Below are 26,347 nucleotides of genomic sequence, written 5' to 3' on the forward strand. Positions count from 1 at the left end.
TATAGTTAATGTAACAATATATAAAGGTTATTTAATGACTCAACAGTTACAAGTTTTTCAACGATTTATAAAAGATGAATCGTTTAGTGGTGTATTATTATTCATAGCAACTTTATTAGCAGTTATTATTGCTAATTCAGCGTTTAGTGATAGTTATTTTGAATTATGGAATAAAAGTTTAGGTGTAACATTAGGTGAACATCAAATTTCTATGACCTTAACTCAATGGATAAACGATGGATTAATGGCAATATTCTTTTTGATGGTTGGATTAGAGATTAAAAGAGAACTTTTAATAGGAGAATTGTCTTCTGTTCAAAAAGCATCTTTCCCAATTATCGCTGCAATTGGAGGAATGTTAATTCCTGCACTGTTCTATGTATTTTTTAACTTGGATGACCCAAAAGGATTTGGTATTCCAATGGCCACGGATATTGCTTTTGCTTTAGGTATTTTAATGCTTTTAGGAAAAAGAGTAAATCCAGCTTTAAAACTATTTTTAGTAGCTCTTGCTGTTGTTGATGATTTAGGTGCTGTAATGGTAGTTGCTACTGTATATACAAGCCAAATACATTTTGAGTACTTTCTTCATGCTGGTATTATATATGCCTTAATTTGGTTGTTAAACTATAGAAGAGTAACTTCATTAATTCCATATTTGATTTTAGGTATTGCATTATGGATTTATATTCACTCTATTGGAATTCATGCGACAATTGCAGGGGTTTTATTGGCTTTTGCTATTCCTATTAAATCTAAGGTAAATGAAAAAGAATTTATTAATGGTACTAAAGAACTAGTAAATGACTTTGAAAAAAACATAGATAATATACCTATTTTAAATCACCATCAAATTGATGTATTAGAGAGTATTGCCTATAAATACGACAAGGTTCAAAACCCACTTTTAAAATTAGAACATCAATTACATGGTCTGTCTGCATTTTTAATTATGCCAATTTTTGCTTTTGCAAATGCAGGAGTTGTTTTAGATTTCTCAGCAGTATCTCAAAATATGATGATTGTATTAGGTGTTGTATTAGGTCTATTAGTAGGTAAACCAATAGGTATTTTTGGTTTTACATATTTAGCTACAAAATTAAAAATCGTAACAAAACCTGATGATATTTCATGGGGTGAGATTATGGCAGTTGGTTTCTTGGGTGGTATTGGATTTACAATGTCCATTTTTATTACTCAATTAGCCTTTGTTGATGCTAGTGTTATTTCAGCTGTTAAAATTGGTATTTTCTTTGCTTCTTTTATTGCTGGTATTATTGGTGTTTTATTGATTTTAAAAGCAAATAATAAGACAAGGATTCAAAATGGCTGAAGATATTGTTTTAAACACAAACTGTAAAAACAGAATAAAACCAAAACTAATAAGAGATGTAAAAACAGAAGCATTATTAGTATTTGCAAGAACTGCTCTAGAGCGGTTCTTTGCAAAAAATGAAAATGTAGAACTTATGAAAATAGGAAGTATTGAAGATACAAAAAAGATTTATAAAAGTTTATGGGATCTAAAAGAAAAACTAGAAGATGTTGTTGTAAATGTAGAGTACTTATTGAATCTAGTACAAACTGCAAAACGATATGCTCCTTTGAAAAAACTTGCAAAATATGAAGAACCTTTGATTACTTATTATGATGCAATGGCAAAAAGAATAGAGTTTCATATTCCTAAAGAGAGGGTGTTTATGCCTGAGTTCTTAGTACTTTGTACTTTGAGTCATTGGGTAATTGAAGAAGAAAAATCTGTGACTTTATATCCATTTTTAAAAGATTTCGATTTTCTATCTTTAATAGAAAAATATGAAGTTGCAGCTTTAGATAAAAATGAAGATAAAAAAAATATTGTCGATATTCATAGGGTTTCAACAGATTTAATAGAAATACTTAAAAAAACAAAATACAAGTTTAATAAAGATCGTGTTTCAAAAACAAGAAGAAAGAAATAAAAGGAAAATAACATGTTAGAAATTATTATATTTACAATTCTTATTTCAACAATCTTAAATCTATTTTTGAAAAAAGTAGGAATACCAACAATCATTGGATATATAGCAACAGGTACAATAATTGCTTATGGATTTAATTTACATGAAGCAGTTCATAATGAAGATTTAAAAGAAATAGCAGAATTTGGTGTTGTATTCCTGATGTTCACAATTGGTTTGGAATTCTCTGTAAATCATTTGATAAAAATGAAAAAGGAAGTATTTTTATATGGTGGTTCCCAAGTTATTTTAACAGCTGTTTTATTCTCTTTTATTGGAAACTATTTTTTCTCACTAGATTTAAAATCTTCAATTATTATAGGACTTGCTTTTGCTTTATCATCAACTGCAATTGTCTTAAAAGTTCTAAATGAAAATGGAGATATTAATAAACCTTATGGAAGAAGAGTTTTAGGGGTTTTACTATTTCAAGATATTGCTGTAATTCCTATTTTATTAATGATTACGATTTTTTCAAGTGTAAATCAATCTATTTCTTCACTGCTTACACAAACATTTATAGATGCAACTATTTTATTACTTGGTCTATTTATTGCAGGAAAGTATTTATTAGAGCCATTTTTATTAAATGTAGCAAAAGCAAAATCAAATGAAATATTCATTAGTTCGATTTTACTTTTAGTAATTGGAACTTCATATATAGCTCATGTTTTTGGGTTTTCTTATTCATTAGGAGCATTTATTGCAGGTATGATGATTGCAGAGACAAGATATAAACATCAAGTTGAAGCAGATCTAATTCCTTTTAGAGATCTTTTATTAGGTGTGTTTTTCATTACAGTTGGTATGCAATTAGATTTTAAAATTATTTATGAAAATATTACTTCTATTGTAGTTTTATTACCAATTATTATTGTTATAAAAATTAGTATTATTTATGCAATTATGAGATTAACAAGTAATAATAGAACATCACTTAAAACAGCTGTTTCACTGTTTCAATTAGGTGAATTTGCCTTAGTTATATTTGAGTTATCATTTGCACGAGATTTAATAGACCCAACTATTGGACAGATTTTAATTGTAACAGTTGTAATTTCTATGATTATTACACCTTTTGTACTAAAAAATCTATCTACTATTGTTGATAAGTTAAATGGAGGAGAAAGCAAAGTAAGTAATAGTTCTGTTGTTAGTAATTCTGAATTATCAAATCATATTATTTTAATTGGTTTTGGAAGACTTGGTAAAAACATTGCTAATCTTATCAAAGAAGATGGTGGTACTTTTATAGCCATTGAAAATGATATAAAAACAGTAATAGATGCGCAAAAACTAGGACTTCCAGTGATTTATGGAAATGCAGCTAAAAAAGATATTTTAAAGTCTTTGAATATTCATGATGCTTCTTCTGTAATTGTATGTATTGGAAATAGTGAGAAACTAATCCATATATGTGAGGTTGTAGATGAAATGGCAGAGGGTAAAAAGACAGTTGTAAAAGTAAATAAATATGAAGAGAAGAATGATTTATCAAGATTAAACCTATCTCATATTATTGTAGAGACTGAAAAAACAGCCTCTGCCATGTATGAAGAAGCTATCTCTTTGGATTAAGAAGCTTTTCTATAATAGATTGATACTCAAAAAGAGGTTTTTCTAAGTCTTGTGCTAAGGCATTTACTTTAAAGTGAGGTGATTTAATATTTTTTTGAATCATCTCACAAACATATATATCCTCATTCATTACATCAGGTTTTTTCAATAACTCACTCTTTGATTTTTTTCCATCTCTATAGTCATAAACTAATTCATTTTTAAACTTTTTTGAACCATAGTTTGATTTAATAAATACTTCAATTTCAGTTTGAGTAGCACTTAGAGGTTTTATATGAATAAACATACATAAGTTCTCTGTAGCTGTTATTCCAAAGTTTGGAAATAACATACTTACATAAGCACCTTTTTGACCATTGAAAGATTTTATATCACCCATATATCCACTCCACCAAGAACTAGAACTTTTTCCTTTTTGGCTTAGTGGCTGATAGAATAACCATTGATTATTTACAAACTCATTGTGTGAATTTTTATGGTCATACTCTTTTAGACTCTCTTTATGAATATGAAATAAATGATAAACATCCATGTAATTTTCTACGAATATTTTCCAGTTTGCATTTATAATATATTTATATCCATCATTTGATTTTAACTCAGAGATATTATCATAAGGTAAAATTCTGTCTTTAATAGGATTTAGAATATCACTAATACTTTGAGCTTTTAAATCAAGGTTTACAAATACTAAGCCGTTCCAAACTTCACATTGTACTTTTTTTAATCCTAGACATTTTTTTTCTTTATGGGCAAACTCTTTACTTTGAGGAAGACCTTTTAATTCACCTTTTAGTGAGAAGTTCCAGTTATGATAAGGACATATTATAGAAGACTCAATTTTTTCATCACCTCGTAAAATTGTCATTCCTCTGTGAGAACATATATTTACAAAAGCATTAATCTCATTTTTATCATTAACTACAATAATAGGTGTATTTCCAATATCTTTTAATATATAAGATTTAGGTTCACTTAGCTCTTCTTCCATACATACAAATTGCCATTGTGTCTCAAAGATTTTTTCTTTTTCATTTTCAAAACATGCTTCATCATAATAAGCAGTTTTATCTAGTATTTGTTTTATTTCTTGCATCTTATATCCTTAACTTGAAACCGTGAAAAAACTCAATATTGCAAAAGTAAACCAAGTTATTACAATAATCCAATATAAAATTGGGTTTTCATCTTTTTGAATTATTTCTAATAGGTAAGTTTGTCTATTTCTAATATCTAATATTGTCCAAACTAAAAATAAAAATCCAAATAACCAATATTTTCCACTTATTACACAAATCAAAATAAATAATAAGGCTAGTTTTGATTTGAGTTTATCTAATAGTATTTTTTTCATTTTTTCTCCTATGCATAAAATGCATTTATTCCAAGTTGTTTTATTTGTCTAAATTTTCTTTTACTATAGTTTGAAAAAGAATTAAATTGTTTATAGAAATCATATTGACCTTGAAGTAACTCTTCAACACTTAAATTTTTTGGTTCATATACAACATCAGAACCATTATAACGTGACCAGTCATAAGTTAGAATTCTATTTTGACTCTCTAAATCTTTAAAAAGTTTTGTTCCAGGAAAAGGTATTTGAACTACTGGGTCACAAACATCAATTTTTACATCTATTGCAAACTCTAAACTTCTATCAAAGATTGATTTATCATGTTCATCAAAACCAAACATCATTGCTGAATCAACTATAATTCCATGGTCATGTAGTTTTTTGATTCTATCTTTTATTTCATTTACTTTTACAAAACCTTTTCCCGTACCCTTTAGTGCTTCTTGAGATGGAGTTTCTAGTCCAACTAATAAATACATAAGACCACTTTTTGAAGCAAGTCTTAAAAGTTCATCATCTTGGGCTATTGAAATATCACTTGCAACTGCCCATTTGATATTTAAAGGAGTTATTGCTTGGAATAACTCTTTTGCATAGTTTTTATCAGCTGTTAGATTATCCGAGTGTAACTCAATAAAAGAAGCCTTACTATTTGCTATTTCTTCTACTATTTGTTCAATTGGTCTATATCTTATTTTCCCAAAAAATGGATTTACAACACAGAAGTGGCATTTATAAGGACATCCTCTACTTACTGTAACTGTCCAAAAATCATCATAATCCTCTTTTGCTATTAAATCAGTTGGGTAGGGTTTTAATTCTTTTAAATCAAGAATAGAATCTCTTTTATAGATATCTTTTAATATATCACCTCTTTCATAATCATCTAATAAATCATGAATTATCCCTTCACATTCACCTTGGATTACACTATGACCATATTTAAGTGCTTCTTCACTCATAAAACTAGCATGTAAGCCAGCTAAGAATACTAGTTTCCCCATATCTTTAAATTTTGATGCTATTTCATATGCTCTTATCGCATCGGGAGTTGAAAAAAATATTCCAATAATTTGGGCATCACTTTTATAGTTTACTAGATGGTTGGCTGTTTCATCAATAAGTTCTAATTCAACTCTGCCTTTTAACTCAGCTGCCGCTGAAAATATGTTTTGAGAGGGACTTCCTCTTTTTGCTTTATAATCTTTGAAATCACTTGGTGCTGATGCTTTAATAAGTTGAACTTTTGAAACTTTCATTTTTTGTCCTTATTTTGATGATAAATAAATTGTTACATCATATTTGCTTTTACTTAAGTCAAATAATCTGTACTCTTCAATATCTGTTTTAAAATTTCTATTTACTTTTTCTTTTTGAATTTCATCCCATATATCACTCATATTCAAATTCTGTTCATATTTTAAAATACCTCTTTGATATTTTGAATCTTTGATAAGTTTACTTTCGAAGTTTTTAATTTTTAAATCAGATTTTATTCCTATAAAACAATCAAAAGAGTTCTTTTTATAATTAGTATAAACCACATATAATTTTTTATCTTTACTTTTTTTTACTGAAAAATTATTTGATGAGAATAGTTTTTCCCATAATTTTGCTATTTGATTATCTCTATCTTCTTTTGTTTTATATACAATGGCTTTACTGAAACCTTTTATTTCAAATTCATCTAATGCTGTTTGTTTGAAGTTGAATTCTAAAGCATTTGAATATGTATATAGAATAAGAAAAATTAGTATTTTTATCATTTTGCTTAGTCCTTTTTTATCATTAATATAAAGTTATCTAGGTAGTCTTGAACTTCTTTATTTAGATTGTAATTTTCTAATATAAAAGAATACATCATCATTCCATCAACTGTTGCACTTAAAGTAGATACAAAATATATAGCTTCTTCTTTTATAAATCCTTTTTCTATCTCTTCTTTAATAGCAGTTTTAATACTCAAAGAAAGATATGTAATATAATCATTGTTTATCTGACATATCTTTCTTTGATTATTAGAAGAATAAGTGATTAGAAATTCATTATATAGTTTTAGAAAATCTTTATTAGTTTTTGAATCTTTTAAATACATTTCAAATAAAACTTCAAGTTTGTTTTTTAATGTTTCAGAGTTCTTTATTTTCTCATCACAATAAAGAATATATGATTTTGTAAACTCTTCCATCATTTTATGTATTAACTGATCTTTAGACTCAAAATAGTGATAAAAGTTACCTTTACTCATATTTAAATCTTTTAACAAAGAATCAATTGAAAACTTTTTAATACCTTCTTTGATTAAAAAATCATAAGCCTTATGAAGTATCTCTAATCTCTTTTTATCTTTATTTACGATCTTTGGTGCCATTTAATTCCTTTTAGACTGATGGTCTATAAAGAGAATTATAATAGCACTAAACTTAAAATACACTTTATTATAGACTAATGGTCTATAAAATATTATTTAGGATAAAAAGCCAATAGGATTATTTGTACTAGATGAGGAATAAAAGTTTTTCAAATTAGGTAATAGAGTATCTAATTCATTTTTTTCATATCCAAACCAAAGTGCAAGTTCTGCAAACATTTCATCTGTAGATAAACTAGGAATTATAACTCCCCCACCTATATCAACACTACTATTTAAAGCCAAACTAGGGTATTGACCAAAAACTTCTCCACCTTTGATATCTTTTCCCATAATAATTGTATTTCCTCCCCATCCATGGTCAGTTCCGTTTCCATTAGAGGTAAGAGTTCTAGCAAAATCAGAAGCAACAACAGTTAGTGTTTTATCATCAACTCCTAACTCTTCTAGTGAGGCTTGAAAATCTCCTAAGGCATTACTTAATACTTCTAACATTCTTTTGTGATTATTTAAAAGTTCATCATGATGATCCCAGCCATAATACTCAATAAAAAATGTCTGCTTAGGTAAGTTTAAATCACTTGAAGCTTTTATTGATTTAGCAATCATTTTAAATTGTTCAGGAATAGATTTATCTGTACTTGTAAATTTAATATCACTTCTATTGTCATAATTTACATACGTATGAGCAATATTTACTTTATTAACTTCTGCTTTAAATTTCTCATGATGTGTTTGAGCATACCTAGTTGTTTCCATATAAGTATTTTCAAAAGAGTCTGAATATGACTTATTTAAAACAGTATTAAAACTGCTAAGTAGGGCATTATTTAGCTGTGTGATAGCGGGATCATTTGATGACTTTTTTACTAATAAACCTATACTTCCATCTTTTGTCACTGAATATTCTTTAGAAGAATTACCATTTTGTGAAATATTTGTACCTGATAAAGAGATATTCATAGAGATTTGATTATTTGCTTTATTAGCTTGGAATTTATCAGCAAACTTTCCTAATACCCCAATATTTGTTCTTTCATTTGCTCTTGATGTTTGCCAATGTTTTATTTGGTCAGAGTGTGACATTAATCCCAGAGGTAATTCCACACTATTATTGTTAAATGAAGTCTTATTTGTAGGTTTTACTAGGGGTGCAATATTTGAAATAAATGATAGTTTTTTACTGTTAAATAGATTTTGCACCTTTGCCATACTTGGATGTACAGCAAAAGTTTTACCATTTGAATCAGTAAAATCATTTAAAGGTAAAAGAGTATTTTTTGTTATTGCTAGGTTTGATCTTGAACTTTGATATTCATTATAAGAGTTTGTATTTGTAGGAACTAACATATTAAAACTATCATTTCCTCCTGCAAGCATTACATAAACTAAAGATTTATTAGCATTTACATTATTATTGTTTGGATTACTTGGTAAATTGTTATTTGAACTTGTATTTATACTCAAAGATCCTGCTTCTCCACAACCATGTAAAAACATAGAAGCACTAATAGCCATTGCAGTGGAGTTTTTTATAAACTCTCGTCTTGTTAATTTTTTACTCATTTTATGCCTTTATCTTTTTTTCAATACTGTAAATTCAGGTGAAATAGCAATCATAAATACTACTGTTTGAACTACCCAGTTTTTATTGCTATATCCAATTTCATTATCAATTGTATTTTTGATTTCATTTAATATGCTAATGTTTTCTTTTCCAGTTAAAACTAAGGAGATTCTTTTTATTAGGGTTTCTATATCCGAAGCTGTAGCTAAGGCTTTTTCACTTGTAAAATCAAAAGCAAGTTTGTCATTTGCTAAAGTTGTATCAGAAGTTCTAAAAAACTCACTTGCATGAATTTGTGTAGGTACTGTAATATTTAGTTTATTATTTGAATCACTAAAAAGTAACTCATACATACTATTTACGTATGCTATTGATGTAGCAGAATTATGTAACTGAAATTCTGGTGCCACTTCATTTGCATTTTCAATACTTCCATGTGGGGCATAGTTTGGTAAATAAAAATTAAAAACCGTAGGAGAAGATAAAACATGCTGGTTTAATTTATTATCTACTAAATCTCCTCTAAACCATAATTTTTTAGAAGTATTAGAAGTATTAAAAGCTCTTAATAATTGAGTGATTCTTAATAGTGGAGATTTTAGTTTTTTTGCACTTGTTTTAGCTTCACTATTTAAAAATATCTCTTTAATAACAGCTTTTAAATCCCCACTAGTACCAAACTTACTAGCAACTGCTTGAATATAACTAGCACTAGGATTAGAGTTTGTAAGTTGTTGTATTAGTTTTTTTGCTATAAAAGGTGCAGTATTTGCATGTGCTACTAAATCATCAATTGCTTTATTTACATCAGAGATTAATGTACCTCCACTTGAGATATTAACTTTTGTATTTAATAAACTCTTAGTAGTAATATCATGTAGTGAACTCTCTTCAATCATTTGATTTCTTATATTAATATAAGGAATAGTTTTATGTATTTTAGGAGAGGAGTCACTTAAATCTATTGCAGAGTTATTTGTAAAACCTGATATTTGAGCTGGCCATTCATACTCATATGAAGAGGCTTTAATGCCTGTAAAAACTTTCGCTAATTGTTTGATATCATCATTGTTATAAGTAGGGATGTTTTTTCCATTGGCATCTTTTTTTTCACTAGCATCACTATTTAATTCATTTAGTCCAATAGTAAAAAGTTGCATTAATTCTCTTGCATAATTTTCATCAGGATGTTGATTTCCATTCTCTTTTTTATTATTTAAGTGAGTTAAATAAACTCCCATACAAGGGTGTAATGATACTTCTTTTAGTATATCACTGTAATTCCCAAAAGCATTTTCATAAAAAATATCATAAAAATTCGCCATTCCTAGGGCATCTAATTCTAAGTTTGATTTATCGGAAATAACAATGATTTCACTTAAAGCCTGAGCAATTCTGTGTCTTACTAAGTCATTACTATCAATTTCTTTTGCATTTGTTATAGGATTATTTACATTCATATTACTGTTTGCTTTTGCTAAAGTTCTATGCCACCATGCCATTCTAAAATAAAAGTTATACGGTAGTGTTGCATTTCCAACTCCAATAATATTGCCACTTCCATTATCTCCTGAGGCTGTAATTGCTTGAGTTCTAAAATCTTGCCAAATTTGATTTACTCTATTTTCAAAACTATCTGTATTATCAAAGCTTGAGTTTAATTGATTATCAAGCCATGTTTCAATTCCTGTACTTGCTACATTTGAAATGGTGTCATAATTTGCACCTAGTGTTGCTTGCATTAAAAAAAATGATGCATCTTCTAAAGTATCTGCCATAAAAATCCTTATTAAAAGTATTAGACTAGTAGTCTAAAAATAAGATTTTAAAACTTTTTTACTTAACTTTAGATTATTAAAAATATATTTTAAAGGGATTGTTTGTTTATGAGAGCTTAGATAAACTAAGTTATTTTATTAGTTTATCTATTTCTTCTTCAATGAAATCTTTGTTTAATAAGGCTGATATATCTTTTTCAATTAATGAAATATCATCTGTTAATGTAATAAGATCTATGTCTTCTTTATTTATCATTCCTGTTGGATATAAAGATTTTTCAATAAATTTTACTAAGTATTTCCAATACTCAACACCAACTAAATATACTTTAAATCCACCTGCCATTTTTCCTGTTTGTGTAAGAGTTAAAACTTCAAACATTTCATCTAGAGTTCCGAAACCACCAGGGAAAACTACACATGCTCTTGAGTATTTAACCAACATATATTTTCTTGAAAAAAAGTAATTAAACATCAAGTTTCTTGTTGTATACGGGTTTGATGAATCCTCAAAAGGAAGTTTAATACTTAATCCAATTGATTCTGCATTATTTGATTTGTATGCACCTCTATTTGCTGCTTCCATTATTCCTTTACCACCGCCACTTATGATATTAATACCTTTTTGAGCTAGGTTGTAGGCTAATTTTTGAGCTAGGATTGCATGTTGATCTGATTGAGCAGTTCTTGCACTACCAAACATTGTAATATTGTTTTCAAGGTTTTGTAAAAGTTCTTTTCCATCATTAAAATCATCCGCAATTCTTCTTTTGTAAATTGGTTCTTCTTTTTTCATGATTTCCTCCTTATTCCTTGTTATTTCTATTATATGCCCACTTTTCTTATAGAACCTATGTTTAGAAATATTAATTATTTTTTTTAAAAAACTAAAAACTCACTAATTACTCACCAAATTGTTATAATATAAATATATAAAGCTAAGGAGTCATTTTGTTTAGTGAAAAGAATATTCCAAAACTGATTATTTTAACACCTATAATAACAGTTTTTATGATTGCATTTTTTACAATATACTTTTTTATACAAAATCAAAATAATTATTTTGAGGAAGAAAGTTTACGTATTGAGAATGAATATATTCAAAAACAAAAGAATCTATTAGAAAAAGAAGTAAACTATATTATTAACTATTTAGAACATACGGTTCAAAGAAATAAAAACTTAAATGAAGAAGAGTTGAAATTTGAACTTTTAAAATATATTGAATCTATAAGATATGAAAAATATGGATATATTTGGGTTCACGATACATCTTATTATTTAAGAGCACATCCCTTTAGACAAAAAAGCATAGATACTTATGATATTAATTTAAAAGATGCCATTGGTACTCTTATTACAAAACAATTTATTGATGAAACAATCAAAAAACCAAATGGTGTTTTTATTGAATACTTCTGGGCAAAACCAAAAGAGATACACCCTTCAAAAAAGTTGGGATTTTTTAGATTATATGAGAAATATAACTGGGTAATTGGTTCTGGTTTATATATAGATGATATTCAAAAATCTATTTTCCAGAATAAAAAACTATTAGAGAAAAGAATAAATAAATATATACGTCTTGTTGTAACTATTTCAATTTTAGTGATTTTATTTATTGGTTTATTGACTTTTTTTATCTCAAGAAAAATCATTCAGGTATTTAAAGATTATCAAGATAATGTACAGAAAAAAGAGTTATTACTAGAAGATTTAAATCAAAACTTAGAGTTAAAAGTTGAGAAGGCAATTAGCGATATTAAGAAAAAAGATAAAGCTATGTTACATCAATCAAGACTAGCTCGTATGGGTGCAATGCTTTCTATGATTGCTCATCAATGGAGGCAACCATTAAGTGAAGTATCTGGAATTCTAATGGAATTAGAAACTGCAAATAAGTTTAATAATGTAAGTTCTTCCTTAATTGAAGAGTCTGTAAAAGATTCAAATAAACAAATACAGTTTATGTCAAATACAATAGAAGATTTCAGAAACTTCTTCAAACCTGATAAACAAAAGATTGATTTTTATATACAAGATGCTTGTAATGAGGCTCTTACTTTAGTGGATGCTTCTATTAAAAATTTCAATATAGAATTAAAACAAAATATAAAAGAGAATTGTTTAATTTATGGATATGAAAGAGAATTCTCTCAGGTGATTTTAAATCTTATGTCTAATGCAAAAGATGTATTAATTCAAAGAGAAATTGTAAATCCAACTATATATTTAGAACTGGATAAGCAAGATAATAATGCAATTATAAAAGTTTTAGATAATGCAGGAGGAATAGAAGAAGAACATATAGATCTAATTTTTGAACCATATTTCACAACAAAAAGTGCAGCTACTGGTACTGGTCTTGGTTTATATATGGCTAAGATGATTATTGAAAAAAACATGGGTGGTGAACTTATGGTTGAGAATACAGAAGAAGGAGCACAATTTTTAATTATTTTACCAATGGGGAAAATGAAAAAAAATGAATAGTCACTAAAATGACACTTTTTTGATACCTTATTAAAGTACTCTGATTTGAACAGATGTAATAACAAAATAACTAAATATGGTGATAAAATGGAAAAATCTAATAAGGCAAGTGTTTTCTCAGTTCCAAGGGCAGTTTTAAATATAAATAAAAAATATGATTATCCTATTTATAGAAAAGTGGATGAAAAGATTTTTAGAATTTTATTAGATAAAAATAATGTCTATGATGAAAGAAAAGACCTCTTTATTAGAGATGAAAATATCGAACAAGTGTTTATTGATGTTAAAGATAAAGTAAAATACCAAGACGATATTCAAGAACATATCTCTAGTATTATAGAGGATGAAAGTATTCCTTTAAATATAAAAGCTAGTTTAATAAATGATATTGCAAAAGAGACAGTAAATGATCTTTTTGAGAATGAATTGGATTTTAAAAAATTACAAAAGGTTGATAACTTATTATCTAATAGTATAGATTTTATTCTAAGAGATGATACAGCACTTGATACTATGCTTAAGATAACATCTTATGATTATTATACTTATACTCATTGTATTGATGTGTCAACTTATTGTATGGGATTTGGTTTATATCTAGGTCTTAATAAAGATGATGTAAAACTTCTAGGAAAAGCGGGAATGCTCCATGATATTGGTAAGAAATATATTGATAGAAGTATTATTTGTAAAAAAGGTAGATTAACACAAGAAGAGATTGCTATTGTACAAAGACATCCTGTGTATTCTGCTCAGATGTTACAAATAAAAGGTGAACCAGATATTAGACTTCTTAGAATTGTTGAACAACACCATGAAAAATGTGATGGTTCTGGGTATCCAAAAGGTTTGCAAGAACATGAAATAGATGATTTTGCAAAAATAGTTAGTATTTGTGATATATTTAACGCACTTACAACTAGACGTACATATAAAGACAGAATGAGTACATACGATGCAATTATGCTTATGTATGAAAAAATGGGTAATGAACTTTGTTTATTTTACTTAGAAAAATTTGTTAAGTTTCTCAAACTAGCTTAATAAATTCTAATCCCTGTTTTTATAAAATAGTATTATAAAAAAAAGGGTTTATATGGAAAATCTACTTAGTCAACTTCAAAACTATACAGTTCTTTGTGTAGAAGATGAAGATGGAATTAGAAAAAGATTAGTTAATACACTAAAGTATTACTTCAGTGAAGTTTATGAAGCATCAAATGGAGATGATGGTTATGATTTATATAAAGAGTATAAACCAAGCCTAATAATTAGTGATATTGAAATGCCAAATAAAAATGGTATATCAATGATAGAAGATATTCGAAAAACTGATCTTGATACTATTGTAATTATGATTACAGCTTACAGTACAGAAGAGTACTTACTTGAATTAATTAATCTAAATATCAATCAATATATTTTAAAACCTGTAAATTCTGAATTACTTTTAAATGGAATTGTGAAGTCTTTTGGAAATAAATTAATCAATAAAATTGAGTTTAATGAAGAATTACATTTTGATATGCAAGCAAGAGAACTTATATACAAAGAAGAAATTATCCCTTTGAGGAAGAGGGATAAAGACTTCATTTTACTTTTGTATAAAAATAAAAATTGTGTTGTTAGCTACGATTTAATCGAAGAGAATCTTTGGCGAGATAGGTCAATGAGTATGAGTGCCCTAAAGACATTTATTAAGGAGTTTCGCCAAAGAGTTCCAGTCGATTTGATTATAAATATACCCCAAGAAGGTTACAAATTAATTACTTTTTAAAAAACTCACTATAAACTCACTTGTATATTTTAAACTTCTTATATCAATTAACTAAGGAGTTTCAAATGATTAAAAAAAGTTTAATAGTACTTTCATTAGCGGGTGTTGCACTAGCTGGAAATGTAAAAATGGATTTAAATGCGAAGTATGGAGCAAATAACTTTCATACTAAAGGTGCTGTAGAGTTCTCAAAACTTGTAAAAGACTATACAAAAGGTTCAGTTAATATTACTGTTCATCCAGGGTCTGCACTTATTAAAGGTAATCCTTTAAAAGCTGTAAAAGATGGAACTGTTGCAATGACTGATATGTTTATTCCTTTCACATCAGGTGGAGGTAAAGTATTTGGTGTTTCTGCATTACCATTTATTGCAAGCTCTTACGATGACGCTTTCAAACTATATCAATTATCTAAACCAGCTTATGAAAAAACTGCTAAAAAATGGAATCAAAAATTCCTTTATTCTGTAACATGGCCAGCATCTGGTTTTTACTCTAAAAAAGAATTAACTTCAATTTCTGACTTTAAAGGTGTTAAAACTAGAACTTATGACAAAAACTCAGCTGCATTTGTAAATATGGCCGGTGGTTCAGCTGTAGCATTACCATGGGGTGAGGTTTACTCTTCATTAAGAACTGGAATGGTTGATTCTGTTGTAACTTCTTCTTCATCTGGAAAAGATGGTAAGTTTTGGGAAGTATTAGATAACTATACAAAAATCAATTACGCATATCCATTACAAGCTGTTACTATTAACTTAGATTACTGGAATGCTTTAAGTAAAGATCAAAAAGATGCACTTACAAGAGCAGCAGCTTTAATTGAGAAAAAACAATGGGAAGCTGTAAAAGTAGAAGAAAAAACTGCCTTAGAAACATTAGCTAAAAATGGAATTAAAATTAATGAAGCAAGTCCAGAGCTTAAAAAAGAGTTAGATGGTATTGCATTAGAATTATTAACTAAATATTTAGATGGTGCTAACTCACAAATCCAAGGGATTTTCAAAGAGTATAGAAAGTAATTAAGATGAATTTCTTAAATTTAATAGATAAGTTGAGCAAAGGCTCAGCTTACTTAGCGGGATTCACGCTAGTTGGGCTAGTTTTATTAATATTAACGGAAATCTTTTTAAGATCGTTTTTTGATATTTCTACAATGATTGCTGATGAGTACAGTGGATATTTATATTTAGCTTCTATCTTTTTAGCATTAGGTTATGCATTCTCTCAAGATGCTCACATCAGAATTAACATAGTTACTTCAAGGTTATCAAAAAGAGCAAATAAAAAAATCGATATTCTTGCAGCAATTATCACATTAGGTGTATTGGCTTTCGCATTATATAGAACAATTTTATTTACATATGATTCATATGAATTAGAGATGTTATCAGAAAATGTTTCAGAAACACCTCTATATTTAACACAACTTGCAATGCCAATAGGTATAACAATTTTTATGTTAGTTGTAGTTGCATTTATTTTCAAAGGATTCTCAAATGATAGCTGATCCACTAATTTTATCAATGATTTTAATAGCAATCATGTTTGTGTTTCTTCTTTCTTCTTTATGGATTGGGGTTTCATTAATTTTAACAGGTATTATTGGAATGCTTTTATTTGATCATAATTTGCCACCAGTTCTTTCAGTGTATGACAAAATTGGAGATTTATTAGCAGGTTCTTTATATGATGCGATGAACTCATGGTCACTAGCAGCTTTACCTATGTTTATTTTAATGGGTGAGATTTTATATAAATCATCTATTTCAACTAAGTTGTTAAATGGTTTAAAACCGTGGCTTGCACATATTCCAGGAGGACTACTTCATGTAAATGTAGCTGCTTGTTCACTATTTGCAGCAGTTTCAGGTTCAAGTGCTGCTACAACTGCAACAGTTGGAAAAATCACATTAGATGAACTTAAAAAAAGAGGTTATTCAAAAGAGTTAGCAATGGGATCATTAGCTGGTTCTGGAACTTTAGGATTTTTAATTCCACCATCATTAATTATGATTATTTACGGTGTAATGTCTGATGTTTCAATTGGTAAGTTATTCGTAGCAGGTATTTTACCTGGACTTTTAATGGCTTCTTTATACTCATTTTATATTATGTATAAAGCAAAAACTGATCCATCTGTATTACCTGATGTTGAAGAAACATTTACATGGGCTGATAAATGGCATTCATTAAAAGATTTAGCTCCTATTTTTACTCTTATTACATTGGTACTTGGTTCAATTTATGGAGGATATGCGACTCCAACTGAAGCAGCTGCTTTAGGTGTTTTAGGCTCATTACTTTTAGCATTTTATTTTAAAGCTATTGATTTAGAAGTAATTCAAAATGCTATTTTAAATACAGTTAAAACATCTGTAATGATTGGGTTTATCATCGCTGGTGCTGTTTTCTTATCACAAGTTATTGGATTCTTAGGAATTGCAAGAGCTATGAGTGAATATATTACAGGACTTGGATTATCTCCATTAATGTTAATTTTACTAATTGGTATTATGTATATTATTTTAGGAATGATTCTTGAAGCTATTTCAATTGTTGTAATGACTTTACCAATTGTATTACCAATAGTGGTACTTGCTGGTTTTGATCCATTATGGTTTGGTGTATTCTTAGTATTTATGGTAGAAATGGCACAGATTACTCCACCTGTTGGATTCTCCCTCTTTGTAATACAAAGTATAAGTGATGAAAAGATTGAAACCATTTTAAAAGCAACATTACCATTCTTTATTTTAATGGTAGTTACAGTTGCACTTATTACATTCTTCCCAGAAATTGTATTTTATTTACCTAATCAAATGATTAAGTAATTGTAAAAGAGTAGAGAAATCTACTCTTTTTTTGTTTAAAACTATAAAAACTCACTTTTTTCCTACTCCAAGTTGTTATTATTCTTTAAATCAAAATAGGTAGAAAGATATGATTGAGTTAGGATTTTTATTTGCTTGTGTAATTATTTATTTGGCTTCTTTTTTATATAGAAGACTTGCGATAATTGCTAGTTTTATAGTTTTATTTACGGCTTTTAATGTTGATGTAAATGAAGTTTTTGTTTTAGGTATGTTAGGTTTTCTAACAATACTTAGATTTAGAAAATCAGGAATCAAAGATGAAATTTAATAATCTAGTTTAATATATGGTAAAATAAAGGAATATTTTATGCAAGGTAATGAAATGGCTATTAGATTAAACTGTGATATGGGTGAGAGTTTTGGTATCTGGAAAATGGGACTTGATGAACAAGTTATGCCATATATTGATATGGCCAATCTTGCCTGTGGCTTCCATGCTAGTGATGCTGTTACAATGAATAAATCTGTTGCCCTAGCAAAAGAAAATAATGTAACAATTGGTGCACATCCAGGTTATCAAGACTTAGTAGGTTTTGGTAGAAGATCAATGACTTGTTCTCTTGAAGAAATCAAGTCAATAGTTTTATATCAATTAGGTGCGTTAAATGCATTTTGTAGAGCTCACGGAACTGCAATTTCTTATGTGAAACCTCATGGGGCTTTATATAATGATATGATGAGAGATGAAAATATTTTTAAAGCAATTGTAAGTGCTATTGCTTCTTTTGATAAAAATATAAAAGTAATGATTCTTTCAAGCCCTAAAAATGAAGCTTATAAACATACTGCTTTATTATATGGTGTAAATGTAATTTTTGAAGTATTTGCAGATAGAAATTATAATGATGATGGTACTTTAGTAGCAAGATCAAGACCAAACGCTGTAATCCATGATGAGCTTGAAGTGGCACAAAGATTAGCCACTTTAACTGAAAAAGGTTATATCGTTACTATTGGTGGTCAAAAACTTGTAATGGCAGTTGATACTATATGTGTTCATGGTGACAACGAAAAAGCCTTAGAGTTTATTAAGATACTTAGAAAAGCTATGTATTAATGGATTTTAAATTAGCTTCTGTTGATTCTTTGATTATATATTTTGGAAATGAGATTTCTGCTGATATATCTTCAAAAGTCAAAAATGCATATTTAAGTCTACAAAAACTAAATTGTGAAGGAATTATTGAAATAATCCCTTCTTACTCTTCAATTTTTATAACTTATGACATTTTCAAATATGATTATGAAAAAGTTGTAGAACTACTAAAAAATTCAATAACTACAAAATCAAATGAATCAAATGATGAAAAGGTAGTAAATATTGATGTTTATTATGGAGTTGAAGTAGGTCTTGATTTAGAAGATATGAGCACAAAAACAGACTTAAGTATTCAAGAAATCATAGATATACATAGCAATAAATTATATGATGTTTATGCAATAGGTTTTTTACCTGGATTTGCATATTTAGCAAGTGTTGACCAAAGAATTGCAATGCCAAGACTAAGTAGTCCACGAAAACAAATACCAAAAGGTTCAGTATCAATTGCTGATACTCAAACTGCTGTATACCCGCAAGCAAGTCCTGGGGGTTGGAATATTATAGGTAGAACAGCCCTAGAGTTATTTGATAAAAATCTTGATAGCTTATCGCCTTTAAGTGTAGGGAACAAAGTTAAATTTAATTCAATCTCTAAAGAAGAGTTTCTATCACAAGGGGGAATTTTATGAGTTTAGAAATAATTAATTCTCCTTTATTTGCAACTTTGCAAGATCAAGGTAGATTCTCATACACACATATAGGGGTTACAAATTCTGGTGTTATGGATGAATACTCTTATTTAGTTGCAAATAAAATACTTGGAAATAAATTAGATACAAATATTATTGAAATATCTTTTTCAAATGTAGAGTTTAAATCTAATGTAAATACAGTAATTGCAATTACAGGTTCTTCTTGTGAGTTTTTTATAAATGGTGTATCAAAAAACACTTGGCAAAGCCATAATATAAAAGTAGGGGATAGTATCAAGATTGGTAAGATTCTTGAAGGCTCTAGGGTTTATCTAGGGGTTAAAGGTGGCTTTGATATAAATAAAGAGTTTGGAAGTAACTCAACAACTATAAAAGAGAATCTAGGTGGAATAGATGGGGATAGATTAAAAAAATCTCAAATACTGCCTTGTGATACTTTTGTTCAAAGTCATAACACAAGATTAAAAGATACTTTTATTCCAAAATATGAAAATGAATTAGAATTAAGAGTTGTATTATCATATCAAGATGAGTTTTTCCCTAAAGAGCAAATAGAGAAGTTTTTCTCTTCATCTTATATTATAAGTAATGAGTTTAATAGAATGGGTTGTAAACTAAAAGGTGAAGCAATCTCTTGTGATATAAATGGAATTATTTCAGAAGGTATATCTTTTGGAGCAATTCAAATACCAAGTGATGGACAGCCAATTATTTTACTAAAAGATAGACAAACAATTGGTGGATATCCTAAAATTGGTTCAGTTCTAAGTATTGATTGTTTTAAACTAGCACAAGCAAAACCTAGCTGTAAAATTACGTTTAAACCAATTGAAATAAAAGAAGCTCAAGAAAAAGTAAGAGAGTTTTATTCTTCTTTTAATTGAGCAAATAGAGACTCTAAAATATCTTTAGAGTCTTGATTTTTCATATACGCTGTTAAGTAGTACTCATAGTTTGCTTTTATAACTAAACCTGAGTTACTCTTAAGAGTTGTATTTGATAATAGTTGTTTAATATTATTAACCAAAGTTTTACACTCTTTTTCACTTTTATCAGATACAAATATAATAAACTGATTATCAAAGAATCTTGCAATTTTAAATTTACAATCATCTTCTGTTAAATTCTTCTTTAAAAAATTAGATATAAAAATCAGTAAGTTATCTGCTAATAAATCCCCATATTCACTTTGAATATAAGAGTAATCATTTACATCAATTAGTATAGATATTCCATTCTCTTTAAATGTAGCATCGTCATTTAGAAATTTATTATAAATCCATTTTCTATTTTGAACATTTGTTAATTCATCTACAAATAGTTTTTTATTTAGACTTTTAAGCTCTTTCTCCAAATTTTGCATTTGATTATATATTGCACTTAAGGTATCAATATCTTTATTTAATAGGGCAGTTTTTGTATCTTTTGCTGCCTTTCCAATTGATTCTGTACTTGAAATAATATTTCCCATATAGTCTTCAATTGAATTAAAATCTTCGATAATTATCTGATTTAATTCTTTATTAAAAGAAGTATCACTTAAGTTGATCTCTAAGGTTCTAGCATTTTTATTAAACTTTTCAAAATAAATTGAAGGCATAATAACATCTTTATTTAGCAAATCATTAATTGTTAAATTGGTTATCTTTTTAAGTTCTTTTTTCATTTTTTGCTCCAATTATATTCTCGATTGGTTCGGGTTTCCCAATATAGTATCCTTGTGAATAATCAATACCTATGGACTTAACATATCGAAGTATTTTTAACTCACTTACAAACTCTGCAACTATTTTGATTTTTTGTTCTTTTGAAAATAAAACAATACTTTTAATCAAGTTAAGATAAATATCTTCATCAATTTTTTTGATTAGTGATCCATCAATTTTTATATAATCAACATTTAAATTAAGAATATATTCATAATTAGAAAAACCAGTACCAAAGTCATCAATAGCTATTTTTACATTATATTTTTTCACTGAACTAATAAACTCATTTACAATTGCGTAATTTGATATTTTTTCGCTTTCTAAAATCTCAATAGTTAAATATTTACCAATATTATTTTGATTTATTTTAGAAATAAGTGAATGTTTTATTTTTGGGTTTAAAATATCTGTATAGTCTAGATTAATACTGATATGTTTTTTATGTATAGTGATGTAATCAATGATTTTATCAATCATTATTTCCATAAGTTTGTGATAAAGTCTTGCTTTTTTTGCTTTGAATATAAATGTATAAGGAGAGAGAATATTTCCTTCTCTATCAAATAGTCTCATTAAAGCTTCATACTTAATGATTTTGTCTGTTTTATTATCCATAATAGCTTGGAAAAAAGGTTCTACCATTTTTTCATTTATATTATAAGTTAGAATATCAATAATTGTTTCATTAACAGATTCATTTTTATATAAATTTGCATCATAATACATAAAATGAATACCATTTAGTTTTGCATTATGTAAAGCTTTTTCTGTATAAACCCTAAGCATATTATCTTTAGATTTTGAACATCCAATAGTAATATCAATATTAATTGTTGTATTTGCTTTTTTTAATTTAAAGTCATAGTTAATGATTTTTTTAAATATTAGTTTTCTTATAGCATTTATTTCATCTTGTGTTAAATCATCATAAAGTTTCAGAGAAAACACATCTGCATGTAAATTTGTAAGTTCAATTAACACTTTTCGTTTAAGTTGTTTATTGATTAATCTTGTGATTGTTTTTTTTAGAAGATCTCTTAATTGTGAGATTATATAATCTCCATTCTTGAAAGAGTAAATTGCATTAATATCTTTCATATATAGAATATCAATTAGAAAAAGAGTTTTTACATTATTTTTATTAAAAAACTTGTATATTTGACCTTGAATTGACAACTTTGACCTTCTTTTTTATTACCTATCGCTAATCAATTATATATAATTAAACTTTAAGAATTGTAAAAAATATTGTAGATTTTAAATAAATTTACGAATTATTTCGTATTTTAAATAAAAGTTTTTTATTTAATGGGTTTTTAGTTAAAATCGCACAGTTATTTATATAGGAAAAAAACATATGAGAAAAATAAATATTAAAGATATTTTATTAGATATTGATATTGTACAACTATTAAATTCTAATAATGTTAAAAAAACAATATATATAGATATTGATGGTAATATCTATGATAATAAAGAAGATACTACTAATAAAGCAATAATCTACGAAAACCTTGAATTCGATAAGTTTTCGCATATTACTGAAGCAAAAGCATTAGCTAATGAAATTTTCACAGCATATAAGCCTGTCATGTTAGGAACAACATGTAAAATCAAACCTTTAAACAATTGGCAAAATATTATTGATTTAAATAAAAATGAAATGTTATATTTTGATCACCAAAGTGATGGGGTAGAGATTTTCGAAGATAAAGAGCTTGAAGAGTATGGTTGGCAAGCAACACCTTTAGAAATTAAATATAGAGAATTAAGTGATTTTATTGAAAATAATTGTGATGGAACACTTTTATTTTATGACAATGAAATTCAATTTAGTGGGTTTGCAATAATAAATGATATTGTGAAGGTAAGAGAACAAGTAAAAGAGTTCATTATTACTAAAGCAAAAGAAAATATTTCAGAAAAACTAGTAGAGTTAGATGACGATGATGTTATTGAAGCTTTAGAGTTTTTTAATATAGAGGAATAGAATGGAAGATTTAATAAGGGACTGGGGATATATAGCACTATTTGCTTACTCTTTTGGTGGAGGCTTTGTAGGACTAGTATTTGCAGGAGTTTTATCTTATGCTGGAGATTTAAATTTATATATCTCAATTTTAGTTGCAGGTACTGCAAACTTTTTAGGAGATCAATTTTTATTCTTCTTAGCAAGAAAAAACAAATCTTATGCAAAAGATATGATGAGTAAGTATGGACGAAAAATAGCTTTAGCTCATATTATGATGAGAAAATATGGTTCTTTAGTTGTATTTATTCAAAAGTATATTTATGGAATTAAAACCTTAATACCTTTAGCTATGGGACTTACAAAGTACTCAGCAGTTAAATTTACAATCTTTAATGTAATAGCTACTATGTTATGGGGATTAGTTGTAGGATATGCTTCTTATACAGCTGGTGAATATATTTTAAGTGCAGCTGATGATTTTAAATATATTGGACTTGGAATAATTGCAGTTATTTTATTAACTGTTTCTTATTACTTTAAGAAAATATAATTTATAAACAAAGAGTTTAACTCTTTGTTTATTCTCTTTTAGAATGATTCCCAAGAATCATTTGACTCACTTGTAGTATTTGAATGAGTACTTTGACTATGATTTGTTCTAATTGTTTTTATTTGTCTCTCAGCTGATCTTTTTTCAACTCCTGAGTAAGCTAAATCAGTTGTTTTTTCTCTAATGGCAATACTATCTTTACCTTCGAATTCTTTAGCATCTGCATGTTCAATAATCATATTAGAAATTTCTAATGTTCTATTTGCAATACTATCTGCTTCACTTGCACTTGTTGCATTTTGCTGAGTGATTTTATCTAGGTTATTAACAGCATCATTAATTTGTGTAATTCCTGATGATTGCTCTTTACTAGCAGTTGTTACATTATCAATTAATTCAATTGTTTTATTGATATTTATATTTAATGCTTCATAACCATCAATCATATTTGTAGCTGCTTTTTTACCATCAAGAGTTTTATCTTGAGCTGATTCAACTAAGCTTTTAATCTCTTTGGCAGCTTCTGCTGATCTGTTTGCTAAGTTTCTAACTTCCTGAGCAACTACGGCAAAACCTTTTCCTGCTTCCCCAGCAGTTGCAGCTTCAACTGCAGCATTAAGTGATAAAATATTTGTTTGGAAGGCAATTTGGTCAATTACTGTAATTGCTTCATTAATAGAAGATGTTTGTTCATTAATCTCTTCCATTGCTTTTGTTGTATTCTCTGCTAATACTTGTCCATTTTTAACAGAATCTTTTACTTTATTACCATATAAAGCCATTTCTAGTGTTGTTTGAGTATTATTTGTAATGTTAGCAGTAATTTCTTCTAATGCTGCTGCTGTTTCTTCAAGTCTTCCTGCTTGATCATTAGCTGCATTTGAAATCATATCCATGTTATTAGATAATGTATTTGCATTTTGACTTAATATCATTCCACTTTTTTTATTTTCAACTAAAGTTTCAGTGATTACTTTACCAAGGCTATTTACATCTTCTTCTAAGGCTTTAATAATACCTTCTAAGTTATTGTCTTGAACTGTTGGTCTAAAATCTAGTTTTGAGTATGAACTTAAAACATTCATTACATTTTCAATATTAAGATTTAATGTTTCTAACATCTCATTAATAATTTGTTTTAATGATTGTAAAGCTGGATTATTTGAATCAGCCGAAATTCTAGAGTCTAATGAACCTTTATTGATTTTATTAGCAACTTCAATTGTATTAGCAATTAAATCTCTATCTGCTTGAATATTTGCTTTTGTTTTATTAATATTTTCATTAATAAGTTTTGACATCATTCCTAGTTCATCTTTTGATTCAACAATCTCTAAATGAATATCATCTTTTTCATAATTAATAAAGGCAAAGAAATCAGTAAGACCTTTTTTTACTAAATCAACATCTAATAAAATAGCAAAAGCAATAGTTCTAGCTAAGATTAAAGTAAGTGCAATACCAATAAGACTTAATATTCCAAAAATAATCATCTCTTGTCTTGCAACATCTTCTTCACTAATAATAGTTTTTGTAAGTTTATCTGCAAGGTAGTTTTCTACGATTTTAAGTTTATTGATTTTTTGAGTAATTTGATCAAACCAATATGGAGCTTCAACATTAAAGTTGCTATCTTTATTTGAATAAAGTGCAATTTTTCTCATTTTCTCAACTTCATCTATTGCTGAACCTTGTACTGTATCAAAATAGAAATCTTTTGATTCTTGTTTTGTTACTTTAATAAAGGCATCAAGATATGCATTTTGTTCTGCAATTAAAGTATATAGTTTTGATTTCATTCCCGGAGCAAAATTATCTCTAGCAAAAGTGTTAGTTGCAACTGCTCTTTCAATTCCAGCTCTCTCTTTTGATAATAAGAAGTTCATGTAAGAAACAATATCTTGTGATACTTTTGCACTATTAGATAGTTTTGTAATAGAACTTATAAGATTTAATAAAATAGCATTTGTTTTAGTATAAAAATTAATTGCTTTTCCTGTAGCAATACTTTGTGATGAAACTTGATTTCTAATATCATTAAATTGTTCAATATTACCAAGTCCTAAATTTAGGCTAGAAACAAATTCTTTTCCATAAATTTTTGTATCAAAATCATTTAAAAATGCTTTTAAATCATTTATTCTATCATTTGTATTTTCTCTTTGAGTTGGTAGTTTTTGAGTAAACTTCTTACCTTTACTTCCAAGAAAACCTGCTGTCATTCCTCTTTCTTTTTGTGTTTCATGTAATAAAGCACCAATCTTTGTTGATAAGACTACTACTTTTTCTAAATTTTTTAATGAATCATTATATGTATATGAGTCATATGTTAATTTTGCTGCTAATAAAATAACAACAATTAGGGGTATTGACATAATTAAAATCAATTTCTGTTTGATTGATAATCGTGTAAGCATAAACGTTCCTCTCTCTTCTTTCTACTAATATGGAAGGGATTATAATATAATTACCTTAACGTAGCTATGACTCTGATCAATATAAAAAATAACTTTATATAACACTACAAAAGTAAACAATTTTAGAATTATGATATAATTCAAAAAATA

At 27.5% G+C, this 26,347-nt stretch carries 25 protein-coding genes and 1 pseudogene; 15 read left to right on the top strand and 11 right to left on the bottom strand.

Translation table 11 applies throughout. The features are described from left to right. Positions 1 to 34 precede the first annotated feature (34 nt). From nhaA to ALEK_RS06150, 3 genes are read left to right on the top strand one after another with little or no spacing between them, the layout of a single operon-like run. Entirely contained in the window at positions 35 to 1,333 is a 1,299-nt protein-coding gene (nhaA, locus tag ALEK_RS06140) for a Na+/H+ antiporter NhaA (RefSeq protein ID WP_071626027.1), read from the top strand. Further along, on the top strand, positions 1,326 to 1,961 hold the full coding sequence (locus ALEK_RS06145) for a hypothetical protein (protein WP_071626026.1): 636 nt from the start codon (positions 1,326 to 1,328) through the stop codon (positions 1,959 to 1,961). The genes nhaA and ALEK_RS06145 overlap by 8 nt, the downstream gene beginning before the upstream one ends. A gap of 12 nt (positions 1,962 to 1,973) precedes the next feature. Further along, positions 1,974 to 3,578 (top strand): cation:proton antiporter, encoded by a 1,605-nt coding sequence (locus tag ALEK_RS06150; protein ID WP_071626025.1) that lies wholly within the window; start codon positions 1,974 to 1,976, stop codon positions 3,576 to 3,578. Here the strand turns inward: ALEK_RS06150 and ALEK_RS06155 are convergent. From ALEK_RS06155 to ALEK_RS06190, 8 genes are all read right to left on the bottom strand, one after another. Then, a complete protein-coding gene (locus tag ALEK_RS06155) occupies positions 3,562 to 4,674 on the bottom strand; it encodes an aromatic ring-hydroxylating oxygenase subunit alpha (RefSeq protein WP_071626024.1) in 1,113 nt (370 codons plus the stop codon). The two genes, ALEK_RS06150 and ALEK_RS06155, sit on opposite strands and share 17 nt — an antisense overlap. 9 nt (positions 4,675 to 4,683) lie before the next feature. After that, positions 4,684 to 4,932 (bottom strand): hypothetical protein, encoded by a 249-nt coding sequence (locus ALEK_RS06160; RefSeq protein ID WP_071626023.1) that lies wholly within the window; start codon positions 4,930 to 4,932, stop codon positions 4,684 to 4,686. A gap of 8 nt (positions 4,933 to 4,940) precedes the next feature. After that, on the bottom strand, positions 4,941 to 6,191 hold the full coding sequence (locus ALEK_RS06165; protein WP_071626022.1) for a B12-binding domain-containing radical SAM protein: 1,251 nt from the start codon (positions 6,189 to 6,191) through the stop codon (positions 4,941 to 4,943). Between the two features lie 9 nt (positions 6,192 to 6,200). Beyond that, on the bottom strand, positions 6,201 to 6,698 hold the full coding sequence (locus ALEK_RS06170) for an effector binding domain-containing protein (protein ID WP_071626021.1): 498 nt from the start codon (positions 6,696 to 6,698) through the stop codon (positions 6,201 to 6,203). A gap of 5 nt (positions 6,699 to 6,703) precedes the next feature. Continuing rightward, a complete protein-coding gene (locus tag ALEK_RS06175; protein WP_071626020.1) occupies positions 6,704 to 7,303 on the bottom strand; it encodes a TetR/AcrR family transcriptional regulator in 600 nt (199 codons plus the stop codon). 96 nt (positions 7,304 to 7,399) lie between these two features. Beyond that, a complete protein-coding gene (locus tag ALEK_RS06180) occupies positions 7,400 to 8,869 on the bottom strand; it encodes a DUF1501 domain-containing protein (protein ID WP_071626019.1) in 1,470 nt (489 codons plus the stop codon). A 9-nt stretch (positions 8,870 to 8,878) separates the two neighbouring features. Continuing rightward, positions 8,879 to 10,648: a DUF1800 family protein gene (locus ALEK_RS06185; RefSeq protein WP_071626018.1), complete on the bottom strand. Its 1,770-nt coding sequence runs from the start codon at positions 10,646 to 10,648 to the stop codon at positions 8,879 to 8,881. A gap of 130 nt (positions 10,649 to 10,778) precedes the next feature. Further along, positions 10,779 to 11,444: an LOG family protein gene (locus ALEK_RS06190; protein ID WP_071626017.1), complete on the bottom strand. Its 666-nt coding sequence runs from the start codon at positions 11,442 to 11,444 to the stop codon at positions 10,779 to 10,781. Between the two features lie 155 nt (positions 11,445 to 11,599). On the opposite strand from ALEK_RS06190, the gene ALEK_RS06195 reads away from it, so the two are divergent. The 10 genes from ALEK_RS06195 (at position 11,600) to ALEK_RS06240 (ending at position 20,433) form a co-directional block, all read left to right on the top strand. Further along, complete coding sequence (locus ALEK_RS06195) at positions 11,600 to 13,141, top strand: sensor histidine kinase (RefSeq protein ID WP_071626016.1); 1,542 nt, start codon at positions 11,600 to 11,602, stop codon at positions 13,139 to 13,141. Between the two features lie 87 nt (positions 13,142 to 13,228). Beyond that, positions 13,229 to 14,185: an HD-GYP domain-containing protein gene (locus ALEK_RS06200; RefSeq protein WP_071626015.1), complete on the top strand. Its 957-nt coding sequence runs from the start codon at positions 13,229 to 13,231 to the stop codon at positions 14,183 to 14,185. 52 nt (positions 14,186 to 14,237) lie between these two features. Continuing rightward, on the top strand, positions 14,238 to 14,918 hold the full coding sequence (locus ALEK_RS06205; protein ID WP_071626014.1) for a response regulator transcription factor: 681 nt from the start codon (positions 14,238 to 14,240) through the stop codon (positions 14,916 to 14,918). Positions 14,919 to 14,983: 65 nt separating this feature from the next. After that, positions 14,984 to 15,940, top strand: a complete 957-nt coding sequence (locus tag ALEK_RS06210) for a TRAP transporter substrate-binding protein (protein ID WP_071626013.1) — start codon at positions 14,984 to 14,986, stop codon at positions 15,938 to 15,940. Positions 15,941 to 15,945: 5 nt separating this feature from the next. Then, complete coding sequence (locus tag ALEK_RS06215; RefSeq protein WP_228146254.1) at positions 15,946 to 16,428, top strand: TRAP transporter small permease subunit; 483 nt, start codon at positions 15,946 to 15,948, stop codon at positions 16,426 to 16,428. Continuing rightward, on the top strand, positions 16,418 to 17,752 hold the full coding sequence (locus ALEK_RS06220) for a TRAP transporter large permease (protein WP_071626011.1): 1,335 nt from the start codon (positions 16,418 to 16,420) through the stop codon (positions 17,750 to 17,752). Before ALEK_RS06215 ends, ALEK_RS06220 begins: the two co-directional genes overlap by 11 nt. A gap of 109 nt (positions 17,753 to 17,861) precedes the next feature. Next, entirely contained in the window at positions 17,862 to 18,062 is a 201-nt protein-coding gene (locus tag ALEK_RS06225) for a hypothetical protein (protein ID WP_071626010.1), read from the top strand. 39 nt (positions 18,063 to 18,101) lie between these two features. Then, entirely contained in the window at positions 18,102 to 18,851 is a 750-nt protein-coding gene (locus ALEK_RS06230; protein ID WP_071626009.1) for a 5-oxoprolinase subunit PxpA, read from the top strand. Then, a complete protein-coding gene (pxpB, locus tag ALEK_RS06235) occupies positions 18,851 to 19,525 on the top strand; it encodes a 5-oxoprolinase subunit PxpB (protein WP_071626008.1) in 675 nt (224 codons plus the stop codon). Before ALEK_RS06230 ends, pxpB begins: the two co-directional genes overlap by 1 nt. Beyond that, positions 19,522 to 20,433, top strand: coding sequence for a 5-oxoprolinase subunit C family protein (locus tag ALEK_RS06240; protein ID WP_071626007.1), 912 nt, complete (start codon positions 19,522 to 19,524; stop codon positions 20,431 to 20,433). The genes pxpB and ALEK_RS06240 overlap by 4 nt, the downstream gene beginning before the upstream one ends. On the opposite strand, the gene ALEK_RS06245 is transcribed toward ALEK_RS06240, so the two are convergent. Both ALEK_RS06245 and ALEK_RS06250 read right to left on the bottom strand, forming a co-directional pair. Then, the gene (locus ALEK_RS06245; protein ID WP_071626006.1) at positions 20,415 to 21,215 is read right to left on the bottom strand and encodes a diguanylate cyclase domain-containing protein; all 801 of its coding nucleotides are present in this window, start codon (positions 21,213 to 21,215) and stop codon (positions 20,415 to 20,417) included. The genes ALEK_RS06240 and ALEK_RS06245 overlap by 19 nt on opposite strands. Next, positions 21,199 to 22,434, bottom strand: coding sequence for an EAL domain-containing protein (locus tag ALEK_RS06250; protein WP_071626005.1), 1,236 nt, complete (start codon positions 22,432 to 22,434; stop codon positions 21,199 to 21,201). Before ALEK_RS06250 ends, ALEK_RS06245 begins: the two co-directional genes overlap by 17 nt. A gap of 181 nt (positions 22,435 to 22,615) precedes the next feature. Here ALEK_RS06250 and ALEK_RS06255 point away from each other — a divergent pair, with 181 nt between their 5' ends. Together ALEK_RS06255 and ALEK_RS06260 are read left to right on the top strand one after the other, a co-directional pair. Beyond that, positions 22,616 to 23,248, top strand: a complete 633-nt coding sequence (locus tag ALEK_RS06255; protein ID WP_071626004.1) for a hypothetical protein — start codon at positions 22,616 to 22,618, stop codon at positions 23,246 to 23,248. A gap of 1 nt (position 23,249) precedes the next feature. Beyond that, complete coding sequence (locus tag ALEK_RS06260; protein ID WP_071626003.1) at positions 23,250 to 23,780, top strand: DedA family protein; 531 nt, start codon at positions 23,250 to 23,252, stop codon at positions 23,778 to 23,780. Between the two features lie 182 nt (positions 23,781 to 23,962). Here the strand turns inward: ALEK_RS06260 and ALEK_RS06265 are convergent. Beyond that, positions 23,963 to 26,197: pseudogene (locus ALEK_RS06265) on the bottom strand (methyl-accepting chemotaxis protein); the annotation flags it as partial. Between the last annotated feature and the right edge of the window lie 150 nt (positions 26,198 to 26,347).

The sequence above is a fragment of the Poseidonibacter lekithochrous genome, from assembly GCF_013283835.1.
In the GTDB taxonomy this organism is placed as follows: Bacteria; Campylobacterota; Campylobacteria; order Campylobacterales; family Arcobacteraceae; genus Poseidonibacter; species Poseidonibacter lekithochrous.